General features: G+C 51.8%; 16 protein-coding genes, 1 pseudogene and 1 riboswitch. Of the genes and pseudogenes, 11 read left to right on the forward strand and 6 right to left on the reverse strand.

The window, feature by feature from the left end; genetic code table 11:
• Positions 1 to 10 precede the first annotated feature (10 nt).
• Positions 11 to 910 (forward strand): LysR family transcriptional regulator, encoded by a 900-nt coding sequence (locus tag L1D47_RS04220; protein WP_239882693.1) that lies wholly within the window; start codon positions 11 to 13, stop codon positions 908 to 910.
• Positions 911 to 990: 80 nt separating this feature from the next.
• Positions 991 to 1,257: a hypothetical protein gene (locus tag L1D47_RS04225; protein ID WP_239882694.1), complete on the forward strand. Its 267-nt coding sequence runs from the start codon at positions 991 to 993 to the stop codon at positions 1,255 to 1,257.
• A 365-nt stretch (positions 1,258 to 1,622) separates the two neighbouring features.
• On the opposite strand, the gene L1D47_RS04230 is transcribed toward L1D47_RS04225, so the two are convergent.
• The 5 genes and pseudogenes from L1D47_RS04230 to L1D47_RS04250 all read right to left on the reverse strand — a co-directional run bounded on the left by L1D47_RS04230 (position 1,623) and on the right by L1D47_RS04250 (position 7,699).
• Positions 1,623 to 2,354 carry an HDOD domain-containing protein gene (locus L1D47_RS04230; RefSeq protein WP_239882695.1) on the reverse strand — a complete coding sequence of 244 codons (732 nt, stop codon included), beginning with the start codon at positions 2,352 to 2,354 and terminating at the stop codon, positions 1,623 to 1,625.
• A gap of 229 nt (positions 2,355 to 2,583) precedes the next feature.
• Positions 2,584 to 3,195, reverse strand: coding sequence for an arylesterase (locus L1D47_RS04235; protein WP_239882696.1), 612 nt, complete (start codon positions 3,193 to 3,195; stop codon positions 2,584 to 2,586).
• 92 nt (positions 3,196 to 3,287) lie between these two features.
• A complete protein-coding gene (locus L1D47_RS04240) occupies positions 3,288 to 5,258 on the reverse strand; it encodes a TonB-dependent receptor (RefSeq protein ID WP_239882697.1) in 1,971 nt (656 codons plus the stop codon).
• 98 nt (positions 5,259 to 5,356) lie between these two features.
• Positions 5,357 to 5,573: riboswitch (cobalamin riboswitch) on the reverse strand.
• Between the two features lie 913 nt (positions 5,574 to 6,486).
• A pseudogene (locus L1D47_RS04245) lies at positions 6,487 to 6,836 on the reverse strand (DUF805 domain-containing protein).
• A gap of 224 nt (positions 6,837 to 7,060) precedes the next feature.
• Positions 7,061 to 7,699 (reverse strand): hypothetical protein, encoded by a 639-nt coding sequence (locus L1D47_RS04250; RefSeq protein WP_239882698.1) that lies wholly within the window; start codon positions 7,697 to 7,699, stop codon positions 7,061 to 7,063.
• A gap of 255 nt (positions 7,700 to 7,954) precedes the next feature.
• On the opposite strand from L1D47_RS04250, the gene L1D47_RS04255 reads away from it, so the two are divergent.
• The 8 genes from L1D47_RS04255 (at position 7,955) to L1D47_RS04290 (ending at position 17,746) form a co-directional block, all read left to right on the forward strand.
• Positions 7,955 to 8,332, forward strand: coding sequence for a BlaI/MecI/CopY family transcriptional regulator (locus tag L1D47_RS04255; RefSeq protein ID WP_041508688.1), 378 nt, complete (start codon positions 7,955 to 7,957; stop codon positions 8,330 to 8,332).
• Positions 8,329 to 9,573, forward strand: coding sequence for a TonB family protein (locus tag L1D47_RS04260; RefSeq protein ID WP_239882699.1), 1,245 nt, complete (start codon positions 8,329 to 8,331; stop codon positions 9,571 to 9,573). The genes L1D47_RS04255 and L1D47_RS04260 overlap by 4 nt, the downstream gene beginning before the upstream one ends.
• Before the next feature lie 519 nt (positions 9,574 to 10,092).
• On the forward strand, positions 10,093 to 11,733 hold the full coding sequence (locus L1D47_RS04265; RefSeq protein ID WP_239882700.1) for a pepsin-like aspartyl protease: 1,641 nt from the start codon (positions 10,093 to 10,095) through the stop codon (positions 11,731 to 11,733).
• A gap of 67 nt (positions 11,734 to 11,800) precedes the next feature.
• Positions 11,801 to 12,325, forward strand: a complete 525-nt coding sequence (locus L1D47_RS04270) for a GNAT family N-acetyltransferase (protein ID WP_239882707.1) — start codon at positions 11,801 to 11,803, stop codon at positions 12,323 to 12,325.
• A 99-nt stretch (positions 12,326 to 12,424) separates the two neighbouring features.
• A complete protein-coding gene (locus L1D47_RS04275; protein ID WP_239882701.1) occupies positions 12,425 to 13,252 on the forward strand; it encodes an SAM-dependent methyltransferase in 828 nt (275 codons plus the stop codon).
• A gap of 9 nt (positions 13,253 to 13,261) precedes the next feature.
• The gene (locus tag L1D47_RS04280) at positions 13,262 to 13,531 is read left to right on the forward strand and encodes a hypothetical protein (protein WP_239882702.1); all 270 of its coding nucleotides are present in this window, start codon (positions 13,262 to 13,264) and stop codon (positions 13,529 to 13,531) included.
• Between the two features lie 832 nt (positions 13,532 to 14,363).
• Positions 14,364 to 15,353 (forward strand): GGDEF domain-containing protein, encoded by a 990-nt coding sequence (locus L1D47_RS04285; RefSeq protein WP_239882703.1) that lies wholly within the window; start codon positions 14,364 to 14,366, stop codon positions 15,351 to 15,353.
• Between the two features lie 215 nt (positions 15,354 to 15,568).
• On the forward strand, positions 15,569 to 17,746 hold the full coding sequence (locus L1D47_RS04290) for a cation:dicarboxylase symporter family transporter (RefSeq protein WP_239882704.1): 2,178 nt from the start codon (positions 15,569 to 15,571) through the stop codon (positions 17,744 to 17,746).
• On the opposite strand, the gene L1D47_RS04295 is transcribed toward L1D47_RS04290, so the two are convergent.
• Positions 17,715 to 18,530 (reverse strand): CLCA_X family protein, encoded by an 816-nt coding sequence (locus L1D47_RS04295; protein WP_239882708.1) that lies wholly within the window; start codon positions 18,528 to 18,530, stop codon positions 17,715 to 17,717. The genes L1D47_RS04290 and L1D47_RS04295 overlap by 32 nt on opposite strands.
• A gap of 170 nt (positions 18,531 to 18,700) precedes the next feature.
• Between L1D47_RS04295 and L1D47_RS04300 the strand changes: the two genes are divergently transcribed.
• Positions 18,701 to 18,886, forward strand: a complete 186-nt coding sequence (locus L1D47_RS04300; RefSeq protein WP_220043187.1) for a hypothetical protein — start codon at positions 18,701 to 18,703, stop codon at positions 18,884 to 18,886.
• The last annotated feature ends 374 nt before the right edge of the window (positions 18,887 to 19,260 follow it).

A 19,260-nucleotide genomic window follows, 5' to 3' on the forward strand; every position in this document is an offset into this window, starting at 1 on the left:
TGAGGTAAAAATGATAGAGCTTAGGCATTTACGTACATTGGTCGCCCTGAAAGAGAGCGGCAGTCTCGCGGGCGCAGCCAAGAAGCGCTTTGTCACCCAGTCGGCCTTATCCCACCAGATCAAGGAACTGGAGACCCGCATCAACTCGGCGATTTTCGTGCGTAAGAGTAAACCCCTCTCCTTTACCCTGGAGGGCGCCCGTCTGCTCAATCTCGCCGAAGAGATCTTGCCTAAGGTGATAGAGACGGAAATCGATCTCAAGAATGGCCTGGGCGGCGAGGTGAAAGATCTCTTTGTCGGCATAGAGTGTCACAGCTGCTTTCGCTGGCTGATGCCGGTGATCGAGCAGTTTAATGCCAGCTTTCCCCACACCAATCTGGAGCTGTCGAGCCGTCATCTGTTCGATTCGCTGACCGCACTCAAGCAGGGACAGCTGGACGTGGTGCTCACCTCAGACCCTATTCCGGATCATGATATCGCCTATCAGCATCTATTCGATTTCGAGGTCAAGCTATTGGTCGCGGCAGACCATCCACTGGCCGAACTCCCCTATGTCACGGCCGCGCAGCTAAGCGAGCAGACATTGCTCACCTACCCGGTGCCGCTGGACAGACTGGATATCTACCGTCACTTCTTGGAGCCTGCCGGGGTGCCTGTAGCCAAGCAGATCCGCTGCGATCTCACCGCCATGTTGCTGCAACGAATCGCCTGTAAGGATGGGGTTGCCGCCCTGCCTAACTGGTCGATCAACGAGGCACACGGCCTGTCGCTTAAGGCGGTAAAACTTGGGCCAGAAGGACTCAAGCGCCCCCTGTTTGGCGCCTATCGCAGCAATGGCAGCAGTGCTCGCCTCGCCCAGCAATGGCTCAATCTGGTGACCTCAGAGGGACTGGAACGCCAGGGGCATTAGGCCAAACAGTAAGCCGAATATACAAGACGATGGCATAGAGATAGACTGGGATAAAACTGGAGAAACGCTAAAGGATTAGTATGAAAATTGTGGCACTTTTTGTTCAGGTCTGTCTGTGGTTTAGTATCGTCTTATCCCCCGCCTTGTTGGGTCTGCTTATGGGTGGCCTGTTAGCCTCGCAACAAAGCCAGACCAGCCTAAACGTTCCATTAATAGGCCTCACGCTTGGTGCACTTTTGGGAGCCATCTGGGCCGAATATATCCGTCGAACCCACGGCCTCAGTCAATTCTTAGGTCGCCTGGTAGCGACTCCCGACATCGACGGCCGCTCTGCTCACAAGCCTTGAGCCACTGCACCCTAGCCTCTTCACTCACCCCCAGTTCATAAGAAATAAGACACAAAAAAACCTGCACTTGGCAGGTTTTCTTTTATCTGGTCGAAGGCCTTAGGGCCTGTTGGCCTTTTGAGAACAAATTTTGTTCTAATTGAGCACGTTCAAATCGCGGCTCGAGGCTTGAGATATAGTTATTCTATATGAAAGCCGAGTAACAAAGCGTTGAACGTGCTCAAGACGAACCCTGCGGGCAGCGTCTGTATCATTTTTCTACTGCGTTATCGCTCATTGATCTAGCTCACTACATTACAATCACTCTGCCTTGTATAAAATCGATACAGAATGCTGCAAAAATGAACGTAAAAGGTCAACAGGCCCTAGAGCGGATTGAGCAGTTGATTGCGCATGGAAAGCACCCGGCGCAGCACTAGGCCCGGAGAGTCTGGGTTACGGGTCTGACGCAGGTTGTGGGCGATCATAAACTCTTCTCTAAGCTCTTCGTCCAGGCCTAAGGAATCGAAGGCTTCCAACGTCAGGGTCTGCTTCTGGTTATCGATCAACGACTTGATGATGGAGAGCGGGAACGACAGCTCCGACTCGGCATTCAGATAGGCGAAGGCGGTCAGGGCGATGATCTCGCCAAACACACTAAACAGCGCCAGGGTCTGTACCTCATCGGGATTGATGTTTACCCCTTCCATATGATGCAGGCTATCGACGGCGTCTGTGGCTATGCTCTCGGTAAGTGCCCAGTAGCCATACACCAGCTTCTTATAAGGCTGAGGCAGCTCATCGAGGCGCTCCTTGAGATAGAAGGTGAAGGCATAACGGTAGATATTGACCTGCCCCAGGCGCACTAGGGCATCTTTCAATGACCGATTCTTCGAGGAGACTATGCCACCGGCATTGGCCGCCGAGTTGCTGCGCCATAGCAGATGTGCCGCCAATGCAGGATCGGAAGAAACTATATCAATCACATTGCGGATATCGCCATCGGCAATAATGGCTTTCTTCAACGGGATCAGAATACCCCTTCGTCCGATAACCTGTTCTTCATTGGCAATAATTGCGCGTACTTGAGTGAATACCTGATGCTCAAGATCTGTCATGAGAAGTTATTAACCTGATTTATTATTGGCACGGCGCCATTTGTTATCCGAGAATTTACCCATAAAACGACTGTCTGGGTCAAGTCGATTTGGGGTAAAAACGGACATTTACCTAAATAAATACCTCTTGCCACTCACCCTTAGGCTTTCAGTTTGGTTAAACGACAAAATTCCGTCAGTTAACCAAGGGGTGACGCCCATTGATTGGCTATTACCAGGGCAATTTTAACTATAGGGCCCCTGCCTGCTGCAGACGCTGATATAGGTGCTCGGCGAGACGACGATAGCCTTCATCGTTGAGGTGAATCGCATCAGATTTTACTTCTGATAATTTTAGCAGCTCTGTCAAAAAATCCTCAATAAATAGCGGTTGATATTGCGCCGCCAACTGCCCATACAGTGGCGCGGTTTCCAGCCAGATGCTCTTCTGGGGAACACCGATCAGCACGACAGGAATATCTCGCCGCTGCGCCTCAGCGAGCATCGCGGCCAAATTGGCCCCCACCTGCGCCGCGCTGCTATTGCGCAAAAAATCATTGCCGCCCTCGAGCAAGATAATCAAATCCGGTGCCGTCTCATCCAGCACCCGGGCGAAACGCGTTAGCCCCTGGGCGCTTGTCTCCCCCGAGATACCAGCATTAATCACCGCTCGTCCGCTCATCCTCTGCAATTGGCTGGGATAATCCATGCCGGTACTGGCCCCCACGCCTTGGGTCAGGCTATCACCGAAGGCGAGGATCCTGGCATCGCTGGCTAGCGGAGCAAACGAGGGGCCACTGGCGGGCCAGAAGGTGATGATCGCTAGTAATATAACGGGCAAGAGCAGCCACTTAAATTTCATCCACAGACTCCCAAATGATCTATGCCCTATGATGAACAGCGGGTAATAAAAAAGCCAGTCAAGTGTGACTGGCTCTTAGAACTTTAACAGCTTTAGAAGCGGTAACTGGCACTCAGGCGTAGCGCACGCCCCGTGCCTGGGTAATAACCGCTACCCCAAGTGCTGAAGTAACCTGAGCTGACATACTCCTTGTCCAGCAGGTTATCGACCCGCAGGCTGGCCAGCCAGGCATCGCGGCTATAGTTGATGGCGATGTTTGCCAGGGTATAGGCATCGAGCTTGTCTCCCTGGTTGGCATTGTCGCCCTCCATGTAGCGCTCGCCCGTGTAGACACCCTCGACGAAAAGCTGCAGGTGCTGGTACACATCATAGCTAACGTAGCCACGGCCGCTGTTCTTGGCTACCCAAGAGAGCGCCTTACCCTCGTTTAGTCCTTCGGTGAACTCGGCATCGATATAGTTGTACTCGAGGCCCAGCTGAACATCCTGACTCACCTGCCAATCCCAGTCGGCGCTCACACCATAGCGACGCGAGGCATCGGCGTTCAAGTTGGCGCCGGGGAAGTCACCACCTGCAGGCGTCTCGGCGCTCGGGTCAAAGACGATCTCATCTTCGAGATCCAGTCGATAGGCACTCAGGCGCAGGGTATTGCGCTCGAGCAGCAGATCCCAGCCCGCCTCGTAGCTGCGGCCGGTCTGCGGCTTAAGTCCCTGAATGCTCTCTGGCGTATAAGCCTGCTCATCCACCTTGGCGAAACGGAAGTTATCGTCGGCGCGCAGGTAGAATCTATGTTGCTGGCTCGGGCGATAGTTGATGCCAAGCTCAAAGGCATGGGCATCCTGATCGAGATCGATCCCATTTGGATAGGCTTTGCCGTCAACCAGCTCATCGGTCACCTCGGCGTAACGACCACCCACCACATAGCTGAAGCTCTCGGTGAGGGGCACGGTTGCCTGCAGATAGGCGCTGGCCAGCTTCTGCACATTGCTGCGATTGCTAAATGTCGCCTCGCCGCGGCTGAGATCCAGGCCGGTCACCAGCTTAAGCTCGCCGTTATCCGTCTTGATGTTAGCCACAGCCTTAGGCTTAAACTCCAGCAGGGAGCGGGTATCACGGCGGCTTGTGTTCCAGGTGCTTAGCCCTGTTGTTAGGGTGTCGCTGTAGTTAAGGTCGGCGCCCAGTGCCCAGGCCTCATTCAGCTGGCGCTGATAGCCGGTGCGGGCCGCCGTGGTCATCTCATGCAGATAGGCATCGATAAAGAGATCTCCCTGCTGCAGATCACCCATTTGTCTTGGGTTTTGCTTGATCTGCTCGTCGGTCAGCGCAGCAGCCAGTTCGCGGTGGCTGTCATAGTGACTCACCTCGGCGAAAAACTGCTGCACCTCATCGTCATACTGCAGGCGTCCCAGCACTGAGCTGGTCTTGCTGGCGTTATGATCGCGATAGTTATCGCTCTTGAGGTGGTTGGCCGCGCCATAGAGGCGCCAGTTGTCGTTGATGGCGACCGAACCGTCGGCCTTGGCCTCAAAGGTGTCGAAGCTGCCGCCGGAGAGCTGCAGGCTGCCGCCGTTATCTTTCGGCGCCTTGGTGATGATGTTAATCACCCCGCCAACCGCCTGGTCACCATAGAGCACACCGGCGCTGCCTGAGAGGATCTCGATTCGCTCCACCTGATTGAGCCCGATGGCACTGATGCTCGGCGCGGCGATATCGATGTTGTTGAGACGACGACCATCGATCAGGATCAAGGTGTTGTTGACCGCCTGACTGGCACTGAAGCCACGCATGGCAAACACAGCGCCCGAGTTAGAGTCAGAGACCTGAATACCGCTCTGTCCCCGCAGCAACTCGGTGAGGTTAGTGGCACCGCTAAGCTCGATGGCAGCAGCGTCGATCACATTGACGTTGGCCGCGATGTTGATAGGGGTGTTTTCGCTGCGACCGATAACCGTGATGGTCTCATCCACAGGCCCTGTGGTGCCCGACGTCGTCGCTAAGGCTGGGAAGCTCCCTGCCAGACAGGCGCCAAGCAGTAGCGCGATTTTACTAGGTTGTGTACCCATTTTCCTTTAACTCCTAAAAGGGAAACAGGGCAAGTCGTCACGACTGGGCGCAGTCCATCAAACCGCCAGGGTCGCATTTTGAGATCTGCCCGCCGAAATCTCAAAATCACCTTAAGGGCCGGTCTCCGGACTGAGGCTAAGTTCAAACAATGCGTTTAAACGACGAGCATAGATTTTTTTAACGCCATGATGTTAAAGGCATGGCGCACCCAGCTCTCACCTATCACCGTTGCGGGGGCAGTGCCAGACTCTCACTGGCTTCCCGATTATCCCGTGTCATCTCGCGCCACAGGCACCACATAAGGTTGACTAATACCAATCGTAGTAAATAGTCGATCATCCTAGGGAAGGTGCGAATAAGTCCCGTGCTTGCTCTGCGTGTGCTTAAAGTGGATAGATGCTAGGCACAGTTTGCAGCGAATGGCCCTAGTCCTTCGCAAGAACTGTAACGCAGCAAATACCGCTGTAAGCCTCGCCCTGCGGGGCTTTGATAGCAACACCATTTCGGCGTTATTCAACTTCAGCAGGCCTCGGCATGCCCTCAGTTGAATGCCTTGAACTGTCGCTGCTATCAAAGCCAGAGCTGTGCGGTGCTTGCTCTGCGTGTGCTTAAAGTGGATAGATGCTAGGCACAGTTTGCAGCGAATGGCCCTAGTCCTTCGCAAGAACTGTAACGCAGCAAATACCGCTGTAAGCCTCGCCCTGCGGGGCTTTGATAGCAACACCATTTCGGCGTTATTCAACTTCAGCAGGCCTCGGCATGCCCTCAGTTGAATGCCTTGAACTGTCGCTGCTATCAAAGCCAGAGCTGTGCGACGACTTGTTCGCACCTTCCCTAGCTTGTTAAAACGTTCGATAACTGCGTTAGATTTTTCGATTGTAGAATAACTACTTATCTAAAAATTCTAACTTGTTCTAAAACGTTTTTCCGACGCTATTTCTGATCGCTTACTTACTGTGATTGGTATGAATTTGGTCATGATCTGTCTCATGGCAAGCCGTGGCTTATGTGCAGCGTTGAGGAGACGACTCTCCAGGCCTAGTGACAGAACGCGGGCATTATAGACGTCTACACGTATAAATGTCTAATATTCCCAGGCTCGGCCTCATCAGAATCTTCGCCAAGGGAGCAGGTCCACACCCTAAAGACAGCTTAGCGCCCTCAAAACAATGAAGGAGGCCTAAGCCTCCTTCATCACATTATTGCGTCATCATATCGCTAACGATATCAGGCCTCGGCTAATGCCTTAGGATTGTCGCCATATTCGTTGCCTTCTACACTGTCCTGCACATAGAAGATAAGCAACACGATGGCGCCGATCAGCGGGATCAGGCCAATCAACTGCCACCAGCCTGAACGGCCAGTGTCATGCAGGCGTCTGGCTGACATGGAGATAGTTGGGATAAACATCACCAGCGCAAAGATGGTGCTCAACATATACAGACCGGTTGCGACATCGATAGCGGCCGTTACGGCGTAGAAGATGATGTAGAAAGGGTATACATCCAAAATTCTTTGCGACGCGCGCGGCCGGTGAAATCAGCAAACTTCTTCAACGCACCAATAAAATATTCCATTATAGTTCCCTTTGTTTACGTAAATTAACCGAAAAGCTCCAATAAAGAGGGGGCCATTCCTGAGCCCCCTATTGGATAAGCTTCATAATATATCAATAGTTTCAAAAATATAATTGAAATTTAATGACAATCTCGCTTCGCTCACAGACGATCCACTTGCATCTAAAAAAATCGCCCCCTTGTGCCGTGAGGCTAATAGATCAACCAGCATCTAACGAGCGAGACTAACGCAGGCTCGCCATGTCGGCGATGCGCTCGATGGGTGGTGCTATCTTAAGCGAAGTGGTTGATAACAAGGCCTCTCCCCGCGCCGATTGATGCAGCAGAAACAGATCTTCCTCACCGGCGATAACCGTGTAGTGGCCTATCTCGCCTACCGGCTTATCTATGCCCTGCTCACCCCTATGAGTATGGGGCATCTTGTCGCAGGTTAGCATGGCGCTATAGCTTGCCTTGCCACCTAGCTCGCTGGCGCCCAGTTTCTGATAATGCATCTCCCCTTCGCAGGTATTACGGTACTGCTCGGCGAAACCGTCGAGAAAGGCCTCTGGGTCGATACTGGCAGCCATGCCTTTAAATCCCTGCACACAATAGAGCGACGACCAGTGGGCCAGCATCTCCTTGGCGGGGACAAACTCGGCCGAAAACATATCGCCGTGCTGCTCGCTATAGGCTAGTCGCCAGTTAGCGGGGAAATACAGTCCAAGATTTTGCTTGAAAATGGTCAGCTGGCTGGCTTGTACCTGAACCTGTGACGACATCTGTGCCACTTGGGTGGCGCTCACGCTAAGGGGTTGGAGGAGCAAGGCCAGCACCAGCCCTCTCGCCAAAGCCTGAGTTAATACCTGTGGTGAAAAATCCATTTTATCTACCTCATCCTCAATGCTGCGACACCCAAATAGCCGACAAAGATAGCCAACAAACCTGTCGCAAGCGGCGGCTAATCCCAGTGTAAATCACTAAACGGGAGTGATATCGAACAGATGTTACTACAAAGTCGCGCCAACCGATGGGTTGATTTACGAAATTTAAGACTGAAATAATGCTTGACGCTTTTGATTACAAGTGTAATCTTAATTTAAAAATTACATTTGTAATCGATTGGAGACGGTTGAATCATGAAAGAAATCAGCAACGCCGAGCTGTCGGTACTCAACATACTCTGGCAAAGCGCCCCCTTAGGCGCCAGCGACGTGGTGGAGGCCCTAGCCAGTAGCCAGGGGATGCACGAAAAAACCGTAAAGACCCTGCTCAACCGTCTGGTGAAGAAGCAGGCCCTGGGTTATGAGAAGGAGGGCCGAGCCTATCTTTACTATCCCTTGATCGATCAGAGCGAGTATCAACTCAAGGAGAGCCAATCTTTCGTCGAGCGGGTATTCGCCGGTAAGGTCGCCCCTCTGGTAGCGGGTTTCGCCAAGCAGAAACAGCTGAGCCCCGAAGATATCGCCGAACTTAAGGCCTTAATCGATGACTGGGAAGAGGAGCAATCCTCATGATGAGCCTAATCATCAGTGTGATGCTGCCGCTGACCCTGTTGTGCGCCGCCATCTTGCTGCTACACAAACCGCTGCTTGCCAGGTTAGGCGCCCACAACACCTACACCCTCTGGGTTGCCGTGCCCTTACTACTGGCGGGCACTGTAATAGGTCAGTTCATCCCAGCAAGACAAACCAATCAGTCGCTGTACCAGTTGCAGCACTTTAGGGTGCAGGCCAGCGAGTTCCTATCCCAGAGCCATTACGCCACGCTGAATATGACCCTAGGCTACCTCTGGCTGCTGGGCAGCCTGACACTCTTGGGCATACTCCTCTATCAGGCCATTCGGCTCAGGCAAGTTGTCGCGCAAGCCCAAGGGCTCGAGCTGCCCAAGGCCCTGCTCTCCTTCATGCAGCTAGCAGAGTCGACGCCTAAAGCCTCTGTGGGCATCAAGTGTCACCCACAGATAGACTCGGCCATGCTGGCCGGTCTACTCAAGCCAGTGATCTTGGTTCCTATGGATTTTAAACAACTCACTCAATCTCAGCAGGCCTCGGTACTCGACCATGAGCTTAAGCATCTGGCACGTCACGACATTGCAGCCAACCTGCTGGACTATCTACTAGTCTCCCTGTTCTGGTTTAACCCTGTCTGCTGGCTGGCCTATCGTCGTTTTCGTGACGATCAGGAGATCGCCTGCGATGCCGAGGTCACCAGGCATATGGATAAACAACAAAGAATTGCCTATAGCCAAACGCTATTGGCTTACTCCCAGCAGGCCCACCTAGGCATGCTACACACTCACTATGGAAACAAGACCATCCTCAAGGAGCGGATCATGCAATTGAAGAAAACACACTCTAAGCGCCCTCTGGCCATTTTAGGCCTGGCACTCACATTGGGCTTGTCTGGTGCCTTAATTAACCAAAGTGCGGTTGCAGGCGACAAGCACCACGACGAAGCCAAGGCACCAAGCCCTATCATGCGCGTCGAGCCAGCTTATCCCGCCGAGGCCGCAGAGAAACGCATCGAGGGCTATGTCCAGCTGCAATTTGATATCGACAAGCAAGGCAAAGTCAGCAACGTCACCATCATCAAGTCTTACCCGGGTAAGATGTTTGATGACGAGGCGATGAAGGCCCTGTCCCAATGGCGATATGAATCATCAAAAACAGGCGTCACCAATGCCAAGGTACAGCTGGACTTCATGATGTCTGCCCCTAAGGCGGAGATCGAAAGAGTTCGGGTGACCGCTGGCTAACGCCTGCTGGACAATGCGAAAGTGAAAAGGGGCCGCGTCGCTCTTTTTCTGTTACTGATTCTGTTACTGGGCATTTGCTTCCGACCTGCACTTATTTCTAGCAGCTCTTCCCCCCGAATTGCTTCCCCTTCCGAGCTGCACTTACTCCTTAGCCATCATAGACTCAAGCCCCATAGCTAACGCCGCCCCTAAGCAACACCAGAGCAAACGCCTGCAACTCTCCTCGACGCGCAGCAGATTGACCCCTATAGATAGATGGGGTAAAACAATGGCTTACACAATAAACCTCAACTCCGGATAATCAAAGTCTCTCAGCACGGCTCTTTTAGCGCCTAACGTCGTTAAAATCAACGCAATAGACCAGCTATTGTCTTATGATTTTGCCTCGTTTTGCATCTAAAATGGCCGCACTGAGTCATGGGATAATATTGCTATTATGCAAATCAAAGAATGATAGCCTTTCTTATCCAGAGTTCAGGTTAATAAGAATATGAATTCCCTTAGCCCCAAAGGTCATCGATGAGTTCAACGACGCCCACGTCCCGCACCCTCAAAGTCCCGCTAGTCAATGTCTATGCCAAAGGTGGTTACAGCGCTCAGCTGTGCATCGGCGCCGAGAAACACCCGCTAAATCTGATCTTAGATACGGGGAGCAGCACTCTGGTGGTGTCTGGCAGCGACTATATAGAGGAGCAAGATAGTGCCCTAACCCCCACCAGCTTCGCCCAGGAGGTGCTCTACGGCATTGGCGGCTGGGACGGCCCAGTAGTCTACACCCGAGTGGGCATTCGCGAAGACGCCATAGATTTCGACCTTCATGACGATCACGTCCCCCACGCCCATCACCCCATAGTGCTGGACCAATGCCCGGTGGCCGTAGTGTCATCCCTGGCCCAGGAGACCAGCTTTGCCGATGCCGACGGTATACTTGGGCTTGCCTATGATGGCCTCAACAAGGTCTATGATCTCAAAGACTATTTTCATCACTATGGCATAGCCCCGGCGCTCACCCATCCCTGGCCGTTCGACGAGGAGATCCACCTGTGCACCCAGCACTATCGCCCCATACTCACCGAGGCCAACCGGAACTTATCTATGGTGCAGACAGGCAGCAACTCAGCGACATCAGACACCCAATGGCATCAGGCGACCGAGCAGAGCTTCAACAGCGAAGACCTACGTCAGTTTAAGCGCTTCTTGCGTACCCAACCCAGCAATGATCTCCCCCCCTACTTTAGCAACTTGACCAGTCATGGCCTGACGCCAAATAAATTTGCCTTCTTCGCCCGCCGCTCCAGCATACATGTGGCGAGCCAGGAGGTACTCGTCCCCAATAGCGCCAACGACTTTGCCTTCCTCGGCCAGGATCCCCTCAACCAAGGCTGGTTAATCTTAGGCGGCGGGGAAGAACATACCGAACTCTATCGGGGCGAGTTTAAGACCATAGCGGTGATCGAGAACAAGTATTACAACGTCAATCTGGTGGGAATGTGTATCGGCGACAATGAGATGATCCCCAGCCTGCTGACGCAGTCGCTGGCGGAGCAAGCGCCCACTTCTGATGACGCTCAGCCTGACCATAGCGAACTCTGCCCCGACGGCCAGCACCTGCACACCCATGGGGTACATATCTGTGACACCCTAAAGGGACAGAGCAACGCCATTATCGACACTGGCGCATCGGCCATAGTGCTCACACGCCACCTGTTTGGCGCGCTCAGCCAGGCGCTTGAAGCCATTAATCCCAGCTTCATCCAACAGATAGCCCCCTTTAGCGATATCGCCTATCAGCAGACTGGCATCCCCATGGACGAGCTGCAACTCGATAGCTGGCCGGATCTCACCTTCTATTTCGCCGGTCCGAGAAACGAGCACGAGGCAACGCCAAGTTGTGATGACCCAGACTGCCCGCCCGGTTGCGAGCCCATCGCCATCACTGTCACGCCCCAGCACTACTGGCAGATTAATACGCCGACCAAGGGTAAGGCCTGCTTCAAACTGCTGTCACAGCTGCCTAACTGGCCGGATCAATCTATCCTCGGCCTGCCGCTGATGAGCGGCTACTATGTGATATTTGATCGCTCGGTCGATGAAAAAGGAGTCATTCGCTTCGCCGAGCAGAAACCGCTAGTGATGTCGGAGGCTCAGCTTGCCAAGTAACCATCAGCTCCCTTCGAGACTCACCCAAGACTTGCCAAATCATGTTTTTTGCAGCGAGCGCCTGACTATGAGGCCTATCGCTGAGACGGACAGAGAGTTGTACCGCCACCTCTATTGTAATGAGCGGGTAATGCGCCACATCAGTCAGCCTTTCTCCCAAACCCAAGCAGATAGGGCATTTGAAACTTCACTTAAGGCGATGACAATGGCATTGCAACACCCAAACATACCACCTAGCTACATGCTCTGGATAATAGCGAATAAGACTTCCGGCGTAACAATGGGGGTTATCGGACTAAATTGGAACAAAGCCACGCCGAATTCTGCAGAGATTGGCATTATGATGCTCCCCAAGGCTCAAGGTAAGCTGCTTGCCGACGAAGCGGTCACAGCACTGATAGAACACAGTAAGAAATCACTGAATATCAAAGAAATTAAAGCAAGTTTTTCTACAAAAAACCTCGCCACAAAAAGAATTGTGAAAAAGCTTGGGTTTAAGCAACGCACATCCAACTCTCCGCTCCAAGAGGTTAAAGATATAACCAGCGAGAACCAATTAGAATACTTTTTGAATTTCGTCGAAAAATCTTAATAAAAACCAGACACACAAGGTAATTAACAGTTTAAAATCAGCCAAATTACTGTTAGCTTTACCCCTTAATTAGCATACATCACATCAGGATCTAACTTCATGGCGGGAAGCCTGGCTTGTGTCGGCATAGGGATGACCTTAGGGGCCCATATCTGCCCGCTGGCACGCAGCTATATTGAACAAGCCGATGTCGTTTTCTCCGGAGTCTCCAACGGCATAGTAGAACTCTGGCTAAAAGAGATGCACGGCGATGTCCGCTCGCTACAGGTCTACTATGGCGAGGGCAAGTCACGCCATATCACCTATCGTGAGATGGTCGATGCCATGCTAACAGAGGTCAGACAGGGCAAGAAAGTCGTCGGCGCCTTCTATGGTCACCCCGGCGTATTCGCCCAAGCCCCCCATAGATCCCTGGAGCTGGCGCGCGCAGAAGGCTTCGAGGCGGTCATGGTACCGGGCATCTCCGCCGAGGATTGTCTTATCGCCGACCTTGGTATAGATCCCGGCCAATTTGGCTGTCAGCAATTTGAAGCCAGTCAGTTTATGTTTTATCAGCGCCGCTTCGACCCCTCCTGCTACCTAATCCTCTGGCAAATAGGCCTGGCCGGCGACAAGAGCATGGCCAGATTCGCCACGGGCAAGGCCCATCGCCAGGTGCTGATAGATCTGCTGGCAGAGACTTACCCCTTAGATCATCAGGTGATCCTCTACGAGGCTGCCGTGCTGCCCATAGATAAGGTTCGCAAACAAATGCTGCCGCTGCGTGATTTGGCCGATGCCGAAATTTTTATGCACACCACCTTAGTGATCCCGCCGAGCGAAAAGATGCGACCAAACCCAACAATCCTGGATAAACTCGCTAAACTCGAAACGGCTCACCAGGTCGATGACAGCCTAATACCCGAAAACAAATCAACAACAAATTAAGGAAGAGCAATGTCGAACATTATTCAACTACTGGAACGCATGGGTCAGGATGCAGCGCTACAAACAGAAGCTAATTTTGACAAAGCAATTACAGAATCAACACTCAGCACAACGTTGAAAACGTTACTACTTAATCGTGACAATATTAGTCTAAAGCGAGAGTTAGATGTTTGTCCCGATGTGGTTTGCTTAATGGTTCCAGCAGAAGATGAAGAACCAACAAATGAAGAAGAGCCAAAAGAGGAAAATGTTGAAATCAAAGCCGTTGTACATGGCTAATAAATTGAAAATGACGAAATTAATAACAAGAACACCAAAAACCATATATTGGCTTTTGGTGTTCTTATGTTTGAACTGCATACCTAACGCCAATGCAGAGCTAGAAAGCACACAATCAAACATAGATACATTATTGCAAAGCGCAGAAGAGGCGAGAACCAGCAATCCAGAAAGATTTAATGAGTTCATGGAAAGACTGGATGCCCGAAAGTCCACATTTAATAGAGAGCAAAAAGGCTATTTTGACTATCTAACAGCATATAAACTTTCATACGCAGGCCGATTTGATGAAGCCATCTCTATATACACGCTAATAATTGATTCAAAAATCTCCCCTTCTTTATCGTTTAAAGCAAGGCTATCCGAAGTCAATATTTATGCCATTTCAAAAAATTGGAATGAAGGTTTGCAAACCCTAAGTCAGCTTCTCAATTCAGTCAAAGAAGTTGAAAATATAGAGTTAAGGGAAAGAGCCTATGCTGTTGCAGCAGTTTTCTACAATCAAATCGAACAATTTGAATTGGGATTACAGTATGCGGAGCGTATTTTGGCCACGAGTAATAATTCAAGAACCTTATGCTTAGCGCATAATTTATTTCTAGAAGCTAGTTTAAAATTAAAGCGTCTAGAAGCAAATGATCGAAGAATCGATGATGCAAAAAAGGTATGCCATCAAGGAAAAGAACTTATGATGGAAGGTGCCATTTATACCTATGTGGCTCCCTTATACCTAGAAAGTAACCAATCAAAACTTGCAATAGAATTATTAGAAAGTAAACTGAGAATTATAGAAGAAACTAAATATGTACCTATTTTATCTCAATTTTACTCCTTGCTTTCGGAGGCCTATTTTAATGAAAACAAGCCTATAAAAGCAGAAGAATTTGCATTAAAAACTTTATCTTTAGCAAGCCAAACAGGTAACTCTAAACCCTTAATTAACACTTACTACATACTGTACCAAATCACTAAATCTCGCAATGACTTCAAGTCGGCACTGGATTATCACGTCAAATACGCCCAGGCCGACAAGGCTTATCTCGACGATATCAAGACCAAGCATCTGGCCTTTCAGCTCGCCGAGCATCAGGCGGCGGAACAGAAGAGCCGTATCGCCCTGCTGGACAGACAGAACAACCTGCTACTCACCGAGCAGCAGCTGGCCAAGACCCAGGCGGAAAACAACCGGCTATTTATCTCGCTACTGATCGCCATCATCACCTTGCTGGGCTTCTGGGCCTACAAGTCGTGGACAATTCAGAAACGACTCAAGCAGCTGGCCGAATACGATGCCCTGACTCATGTGTTTAATCGCGGTCACTTTACCCAGGTCGCCCAGAGCGCACTGACCTACTGCGAGAGCAATGCCTCCGATTTAAGCTATATCTTGTTCGACCTAGATAATTTCAAACAGATCAACGACAGATTTGGTCATGCCGTGGGTGACTGGGTACTCAAGCGAGTCGCCAAGGCCTGCCAGGCTCAGGGGCGTAAGAACGATATCTTCGCCCGGATAGGCGGCGAGGAGTTTTGTATTGCCCTGCCGGGCTGCACGCTGCAGACGGCAATTAAACTGGCCGAGGCCTGCCGCACGGCGATTGCCGCCATAGATTGCACAGAGACGGGTCATGAGTTTGAGGTTACGGCCAGCTTTGGGATAACAGACACGAATATGTCGGGCTATAAGCTGGAGCGGTTGATCAACGACGCCGACAGCGCCATGTATCAGTCGAAGGAAACCGGGCGGGATCGCATCTGTATCTTTGACCCAGAGGCCAAGCGTACTATTCCTCAGGCTTCCCACTCTCTGCTCTCCCTCTAGCGAGGGAGAGCAATGATGGAGCAATACAAGCCTTAGCCTGAATCTGACCGCTAGAACCCGCACTGTAAAACTGTGCTGAAATAAATTGTGCTGCTACGCAACAGGTTGAGATGAAAGCCTTTTGCCTAAAGCTACCCGCTTTTATAATCAGGTATAAACTGTAAGATGCCTGTCACCGAAAGCCCACGGAAACTCGAGCATCGACAACAAAGGGAATGACTCTCGTGCTAAAGAAACTGCTCGCTATGACCAGCTCGACTCAGATGCTCGTCGCCATGTTTGTGGGTTTTGCGGTGGGCCTCTTCTTTGGTGAATCCGTCGGCTGGATGAGCAGCATAGGCACCAGCGTGATCCTCTTGATGCAGATGACGGTATTGCCCTACATTCTGGTGTCATTAGTGGGGGGCATAGGCAAGCTCAAACGCGCCACCGCCAGCCTGATCTTCAGCCGCGCTGGCGCCATCATGCTACTACTCTGGGGGATAGGCCTCTTGCTGATCGCCCTGATGCCGCTCTCCTTTCCCTTCGTCGAGACGGCCTCCTTCTTCAGCACCAGCTCCATAGAACCGGCCGCAGCCATAGACTATTTCAAGCTCTATATTCCCTCCAATCCCTTCCAGTCGATGGCCGAAGGCTATGTCCCCGCCATGGTGATCTTTGCCATCGCCATGGGGCTGGCACTGATCGGCATGGAGGGCGATAACAAACAGCTGATCATCAACTTTATGCATACCTGCGGCGAGATCTTCTCCAAGATCACCCAGGCACTGGTTAAGGTGCTGCCCATAGGGATCTTCGCCATGTCTGCCTCGGCGGCGGGTACCATGGGGGTCGATGAGTTTGCCAGCATGCAGGTTTATCTCATCAGCTATTTCGTGCTCTGCCTGCTGCTGACCTTCTGGGTACTGCCCTGGATTGTGGCCTCGCTGACTCCGGTCACCTTCGCCCAGGCGCTGAGGATAAGTAAGGCAAGCCTGGTCACCGCCTTTGCCACCGGCAACATCTTCATCGTCATTCCTGTCATCGTCGAGGAGTGTAAGCAGATCATGCGCGAGCATCAGAGCCTGAGCGACGATGCCGAGACCCTGGTCGAGATCTTAGTGCCCATCGCCTTCACCTTCCCCAACATAGGCAAGTTGACTGTGATCCTCTTCGTGCTCTTTGCCGGCTGGTTTAACGGCACGCCGATAGAGCTAGGCGACCTGCCTTCGCTCTCCATCAGCGGCGTTTTATCGCTGTTTGGCAGCGTCTATGTCGCTATCCCCTTCATGCTGGATCTGGTGCATCTGCCACAGGATCTGTTTCAGCTATTTGTGATGTCGGGCTTTATCACGGGCAAGTTTAACTCCATCACGGCGGTGATGAACCTATTTGCCCTGACGCTGCTGACGGTGGCGCTGTTTGAGAAACGCCTGAGACTCAGGCCGCCACAGCTGTTAAAGATGGCCATAGGCGTGGGCACCAGTGTGATGCTGACCCTCATCGTCTGCCGCGTCGGCATGGAACTCTTTATTCACAGCCCTGAGATCACCAGCGGGGTGATCGCCAACATGCAGGTGGCCGACAAGGTGCCGACTAAGGTGAATAAACAATATCCTGTGTTAGGCCAGACAGCCAAGCAACCCATTGCCGACGTCAACGCCATCCGTGCCCGCGGCCTGCTCAGGGTCGGCTATATACCCAGCAACGTGCCTTTTAGCTACTACAACAACGCCGGCCAATTGGTGGGCTTCGACAGCGCCATGGCTAACCGTCTGGCGGACGATCTCGGTGTGAAGGTTGAGTTTATCCCCTTCGAGAAAGACAAGTTGGCGGCCTCCCTCGATGCCGGTTTCTTCGATATCGCCATGTCCGGCCTTGCCATGGATATCGAGCAGATGGACAAGCTCAGCTATGTGGAGCCGGTACTGCTGCTTAACCTGGCCATCGCCACCAAAGACCATAAGGTCAGCGGCTTCAAGCGCAATGAATCGATCAAGGCGATGGAGAATGTGACTATCGCCTATGTGGAACATAGCGACATCATCGCAGATGCCAAGGCGTTTTACCCCAACCTCGAGTTTGTCAAGATTGAGGGCTATAAAGATTTCTTTCGCCAGAAGGGAGATAAGTACGATGCCGTGGTGATCAGCGCCGAGGCGGGCTCCGCCTGGACCCTCTTCTTCCCCGGCTACGGCATAGCACCACTGGAATATAAGGCCAAATACCCCATCGCCTACGCCGTCGCCCAGGATAACCAGTCCCTACTCAACTATGTCAACAACTGGCAGAAGCTACGCAAGGTAGATGGTCACCAGCAGCGACTGTACAACTACTGGATGCTGGGCCAAGGCGCCAGCGAAACTCAGCCCAGATGGTCCATCATACGTGACGTACTGCACTGGGTAGATTAAGGCTATCCTCGCGCCCCAAGGCATCTCCCAAGGGGCCGAAATAGGCCAGTAATTGTCGATAGATCGCCTGGCGGTGTTCATGAGTCGGATAACCGCCCGCCTGCGCTAGCGACGAATCCAGGGTCTCGTTGACCAGGTAAGGATTTTGGATCTCGGGATGCACCTCGATACAAGCCTCGAAGGCCCTGGCCATCATCTCGGTAGGCTTGGAGAAATACTGACGCCCCTGCTGCCTATCCAGCGCCACGGCGCGGCGCACATACTCGTGACTGTCCCGGCCATCATCAGTTAATAAGACACTAGCAAACAGCTGCATCAGGCGATCATTCAGGGGATGAACTATGGGCGTGTGGTCGGCCAGCCAACAGTGACTGGCGAAGGCGATGCCCGTCTTTGGGATGTCGAAGGCCTTGGTGGCGATATAGTGGTCGAAGGCATGCCAGAACTCGTGTGCCAGGGCGCCCGCACCGGCATTTTTTGCCAGGGCTAATTCCCGCTGGGCAGGCATATAATGGGCCTGCACGCCCATCTGTCCGCCTGTACCAAAGGCCAGGTTCAGCGTCTGTCTCAGCCCCATGGCCTTGGGCGGTAACTGCAACATGAAGGCGAGATCGGCAAAGGCATCGAAGATAAGGTTAGCCGCCTTATGCTTCTCTCCCTCCTCGACCCAGCTGCCCAGGCGAATATGGTTGAGGCCAAACACCTCCTTGATGTCATGAAAGCTCACCTGCTCGCCGCAGCGATAGTCCGGTCCCTCACGTCGATACTGATTTCGTATTAGCACAGACTGCCCGCCGATTTGCTGATGCGCCGATTTGTTGACCTCACTATGATACCCAATATTGCCCATCATCTCATGGCTTATCACCAACCAGCCCCACGTTCAATCTTGGTTCAGCTAGCCACAGGTATAGTGTCGCTAAATCAATTTACCAGCACACGAAAGGGGAAACGATGAGACTATTGATCCTATGGAGCGTCATTATCATGATGAGCACTGTGGTCGTGGCACTGTCAGGCACTATTCATTGGCCTATGTTAGCCACCATTTTTATCGCCATGAGTATCGCCCTGCTGGTCATGGTAAAGATTGGCAAAGTGGCCGATAAACACTTTGTAAATTTCTGCTCCCCCCATTAATACCAATCACGGTAAGTAAGTGATCAGAAATAGCACGGGAAAAACGTTCGAAAACAAGGCAGAATTTTTTGATAAGCATTTATTCTACAATCAAAAATGATAACACCGTTATCGGACGTTTTAATACCAATAACAGTAAACATATGATCAGAAATAGCGCAGGAAAAACACTTGATAACAAAGCAGGATTTTTAGATAAGTAGTTATTCTACAATTAAAAATACTAAGGAAGGTGCGAACAAGTCGTCGCACAGCTCTGGCTTTGATAGCAGCGACAGTTCAAGGCATTCAACTGAGGGCATGCCGAGGCCTGCTGAAGTTGAATAACGCCGAAATGGTGTTGCTATCAAAGCCCCGCAGGGCGAGGCTTACAG

Origin of the sequence: Shewanella sp. Isolate7 (genome assembly GCF_022398425.1) — a bacterium.
GTDB lineage: Bacteria > Pseudomonadota > Gammaproteobacteria > Enterobacterales > Shewanellaceae > Shewanella.

Bases quoted from the DNA above. Each gene is read 5' to 3' on its own strand.
- L1D47_RS04255 (WP_041508688.1), top strand. From the start codon at position 7,955: ATGAAAGAAATCAGCAACGCCGAGCTGTCGGTACTCAACATACTCTGG.
- L1D47_RS04270 (WP_239882707.1), top strand. From the start codon at position 11,801: ATGAGGCCTATCGCTGAGACGGACAGAGAGTTGTACCGCCACCTCTAT.
- L1D47_RS04235 (WP_239882696.1), bottom strand. From the start codon at position 3,195: ATGAAATTTAAGTGGCTGCTCTTGCCCGTTATATTACTAGCGATCATC.
- L1D47_RS04225 (WP_239882694.1), top strand. From the start codon at position 991: ATGAAAATTGTGGCACTTTTTGTTCAGGTCTGTCTGTGGTTTAGTATC.
- L1D47_RS04265 (WP_239882700.1), top strand. From the start codon at position 10,093: ATGAGTTCAACGACGCCCACGTCCCGCACCCTCAAAGTCCCGCTAGTC.
- L1D47_RS04275 (WP_239882701.1), top strand. From the start codon at position 12,425: ATGGCGGGAAGCCTGGCTTGTGTCGGCATAGGGATGACCTTAGGGGCC.
- L1D47_RS04260 (WP_239882699.1), top strand. From the start codon at position 8,329: ATGATGAGCCTAATCATCAGTGTGATGCTGCCGCTGACCCTGTTGTGC.
- L1D47_RS04220 (WP_239882693.1), top strand. From the start codon at position 11: ATGATAGAGCTTAGGCATTTACGTACATTGGTCGCCCTGAAAGAGAGC.
- L1D47_RS04230 (WP_239882695.1), bottom strand. From the start codon at position 2,354: ATGACAGATCTTGAGCATCAGGTATTCACTCAAGTACGCGCAATTATT.
- L1D47_RS04250 (WP_239882698.1), bottom strand. From the start codon at position 7,699: ATGGATTTTTCACCACAGGTATTAACTCAGGCTTTGGCGAGAGGGCTG.
- L1D47_RS04290 (WP_239882704.1), top strand. From the start codon at position 15,569: ATGACTCTCGTGCTAAAGAAACTGCTCGCTATGACCAGCTCGACTCAG.
- L1D47_RS04280 (WP_239882702.1), top strand. From the start codon at position 13,262: ATGTCGAACATTATTCAACTACTGGAACGCATGGGTCAGGATGCAGCG.
- L1D47_RS04240 (WP_239882697.1), bottom strand. From the start codon at position 5,258: ATGGGTACACAACCTAGTAAAATCGCGCTACTGCTTGGCGCCTGTCTG.
- L1D47_RS04300 (WP_220043187.1), top strand. From the start codon at position 18,701: ATGAGACTATTGATCCTATGGAGCGTCATTATCATGATGAGCACTGTG.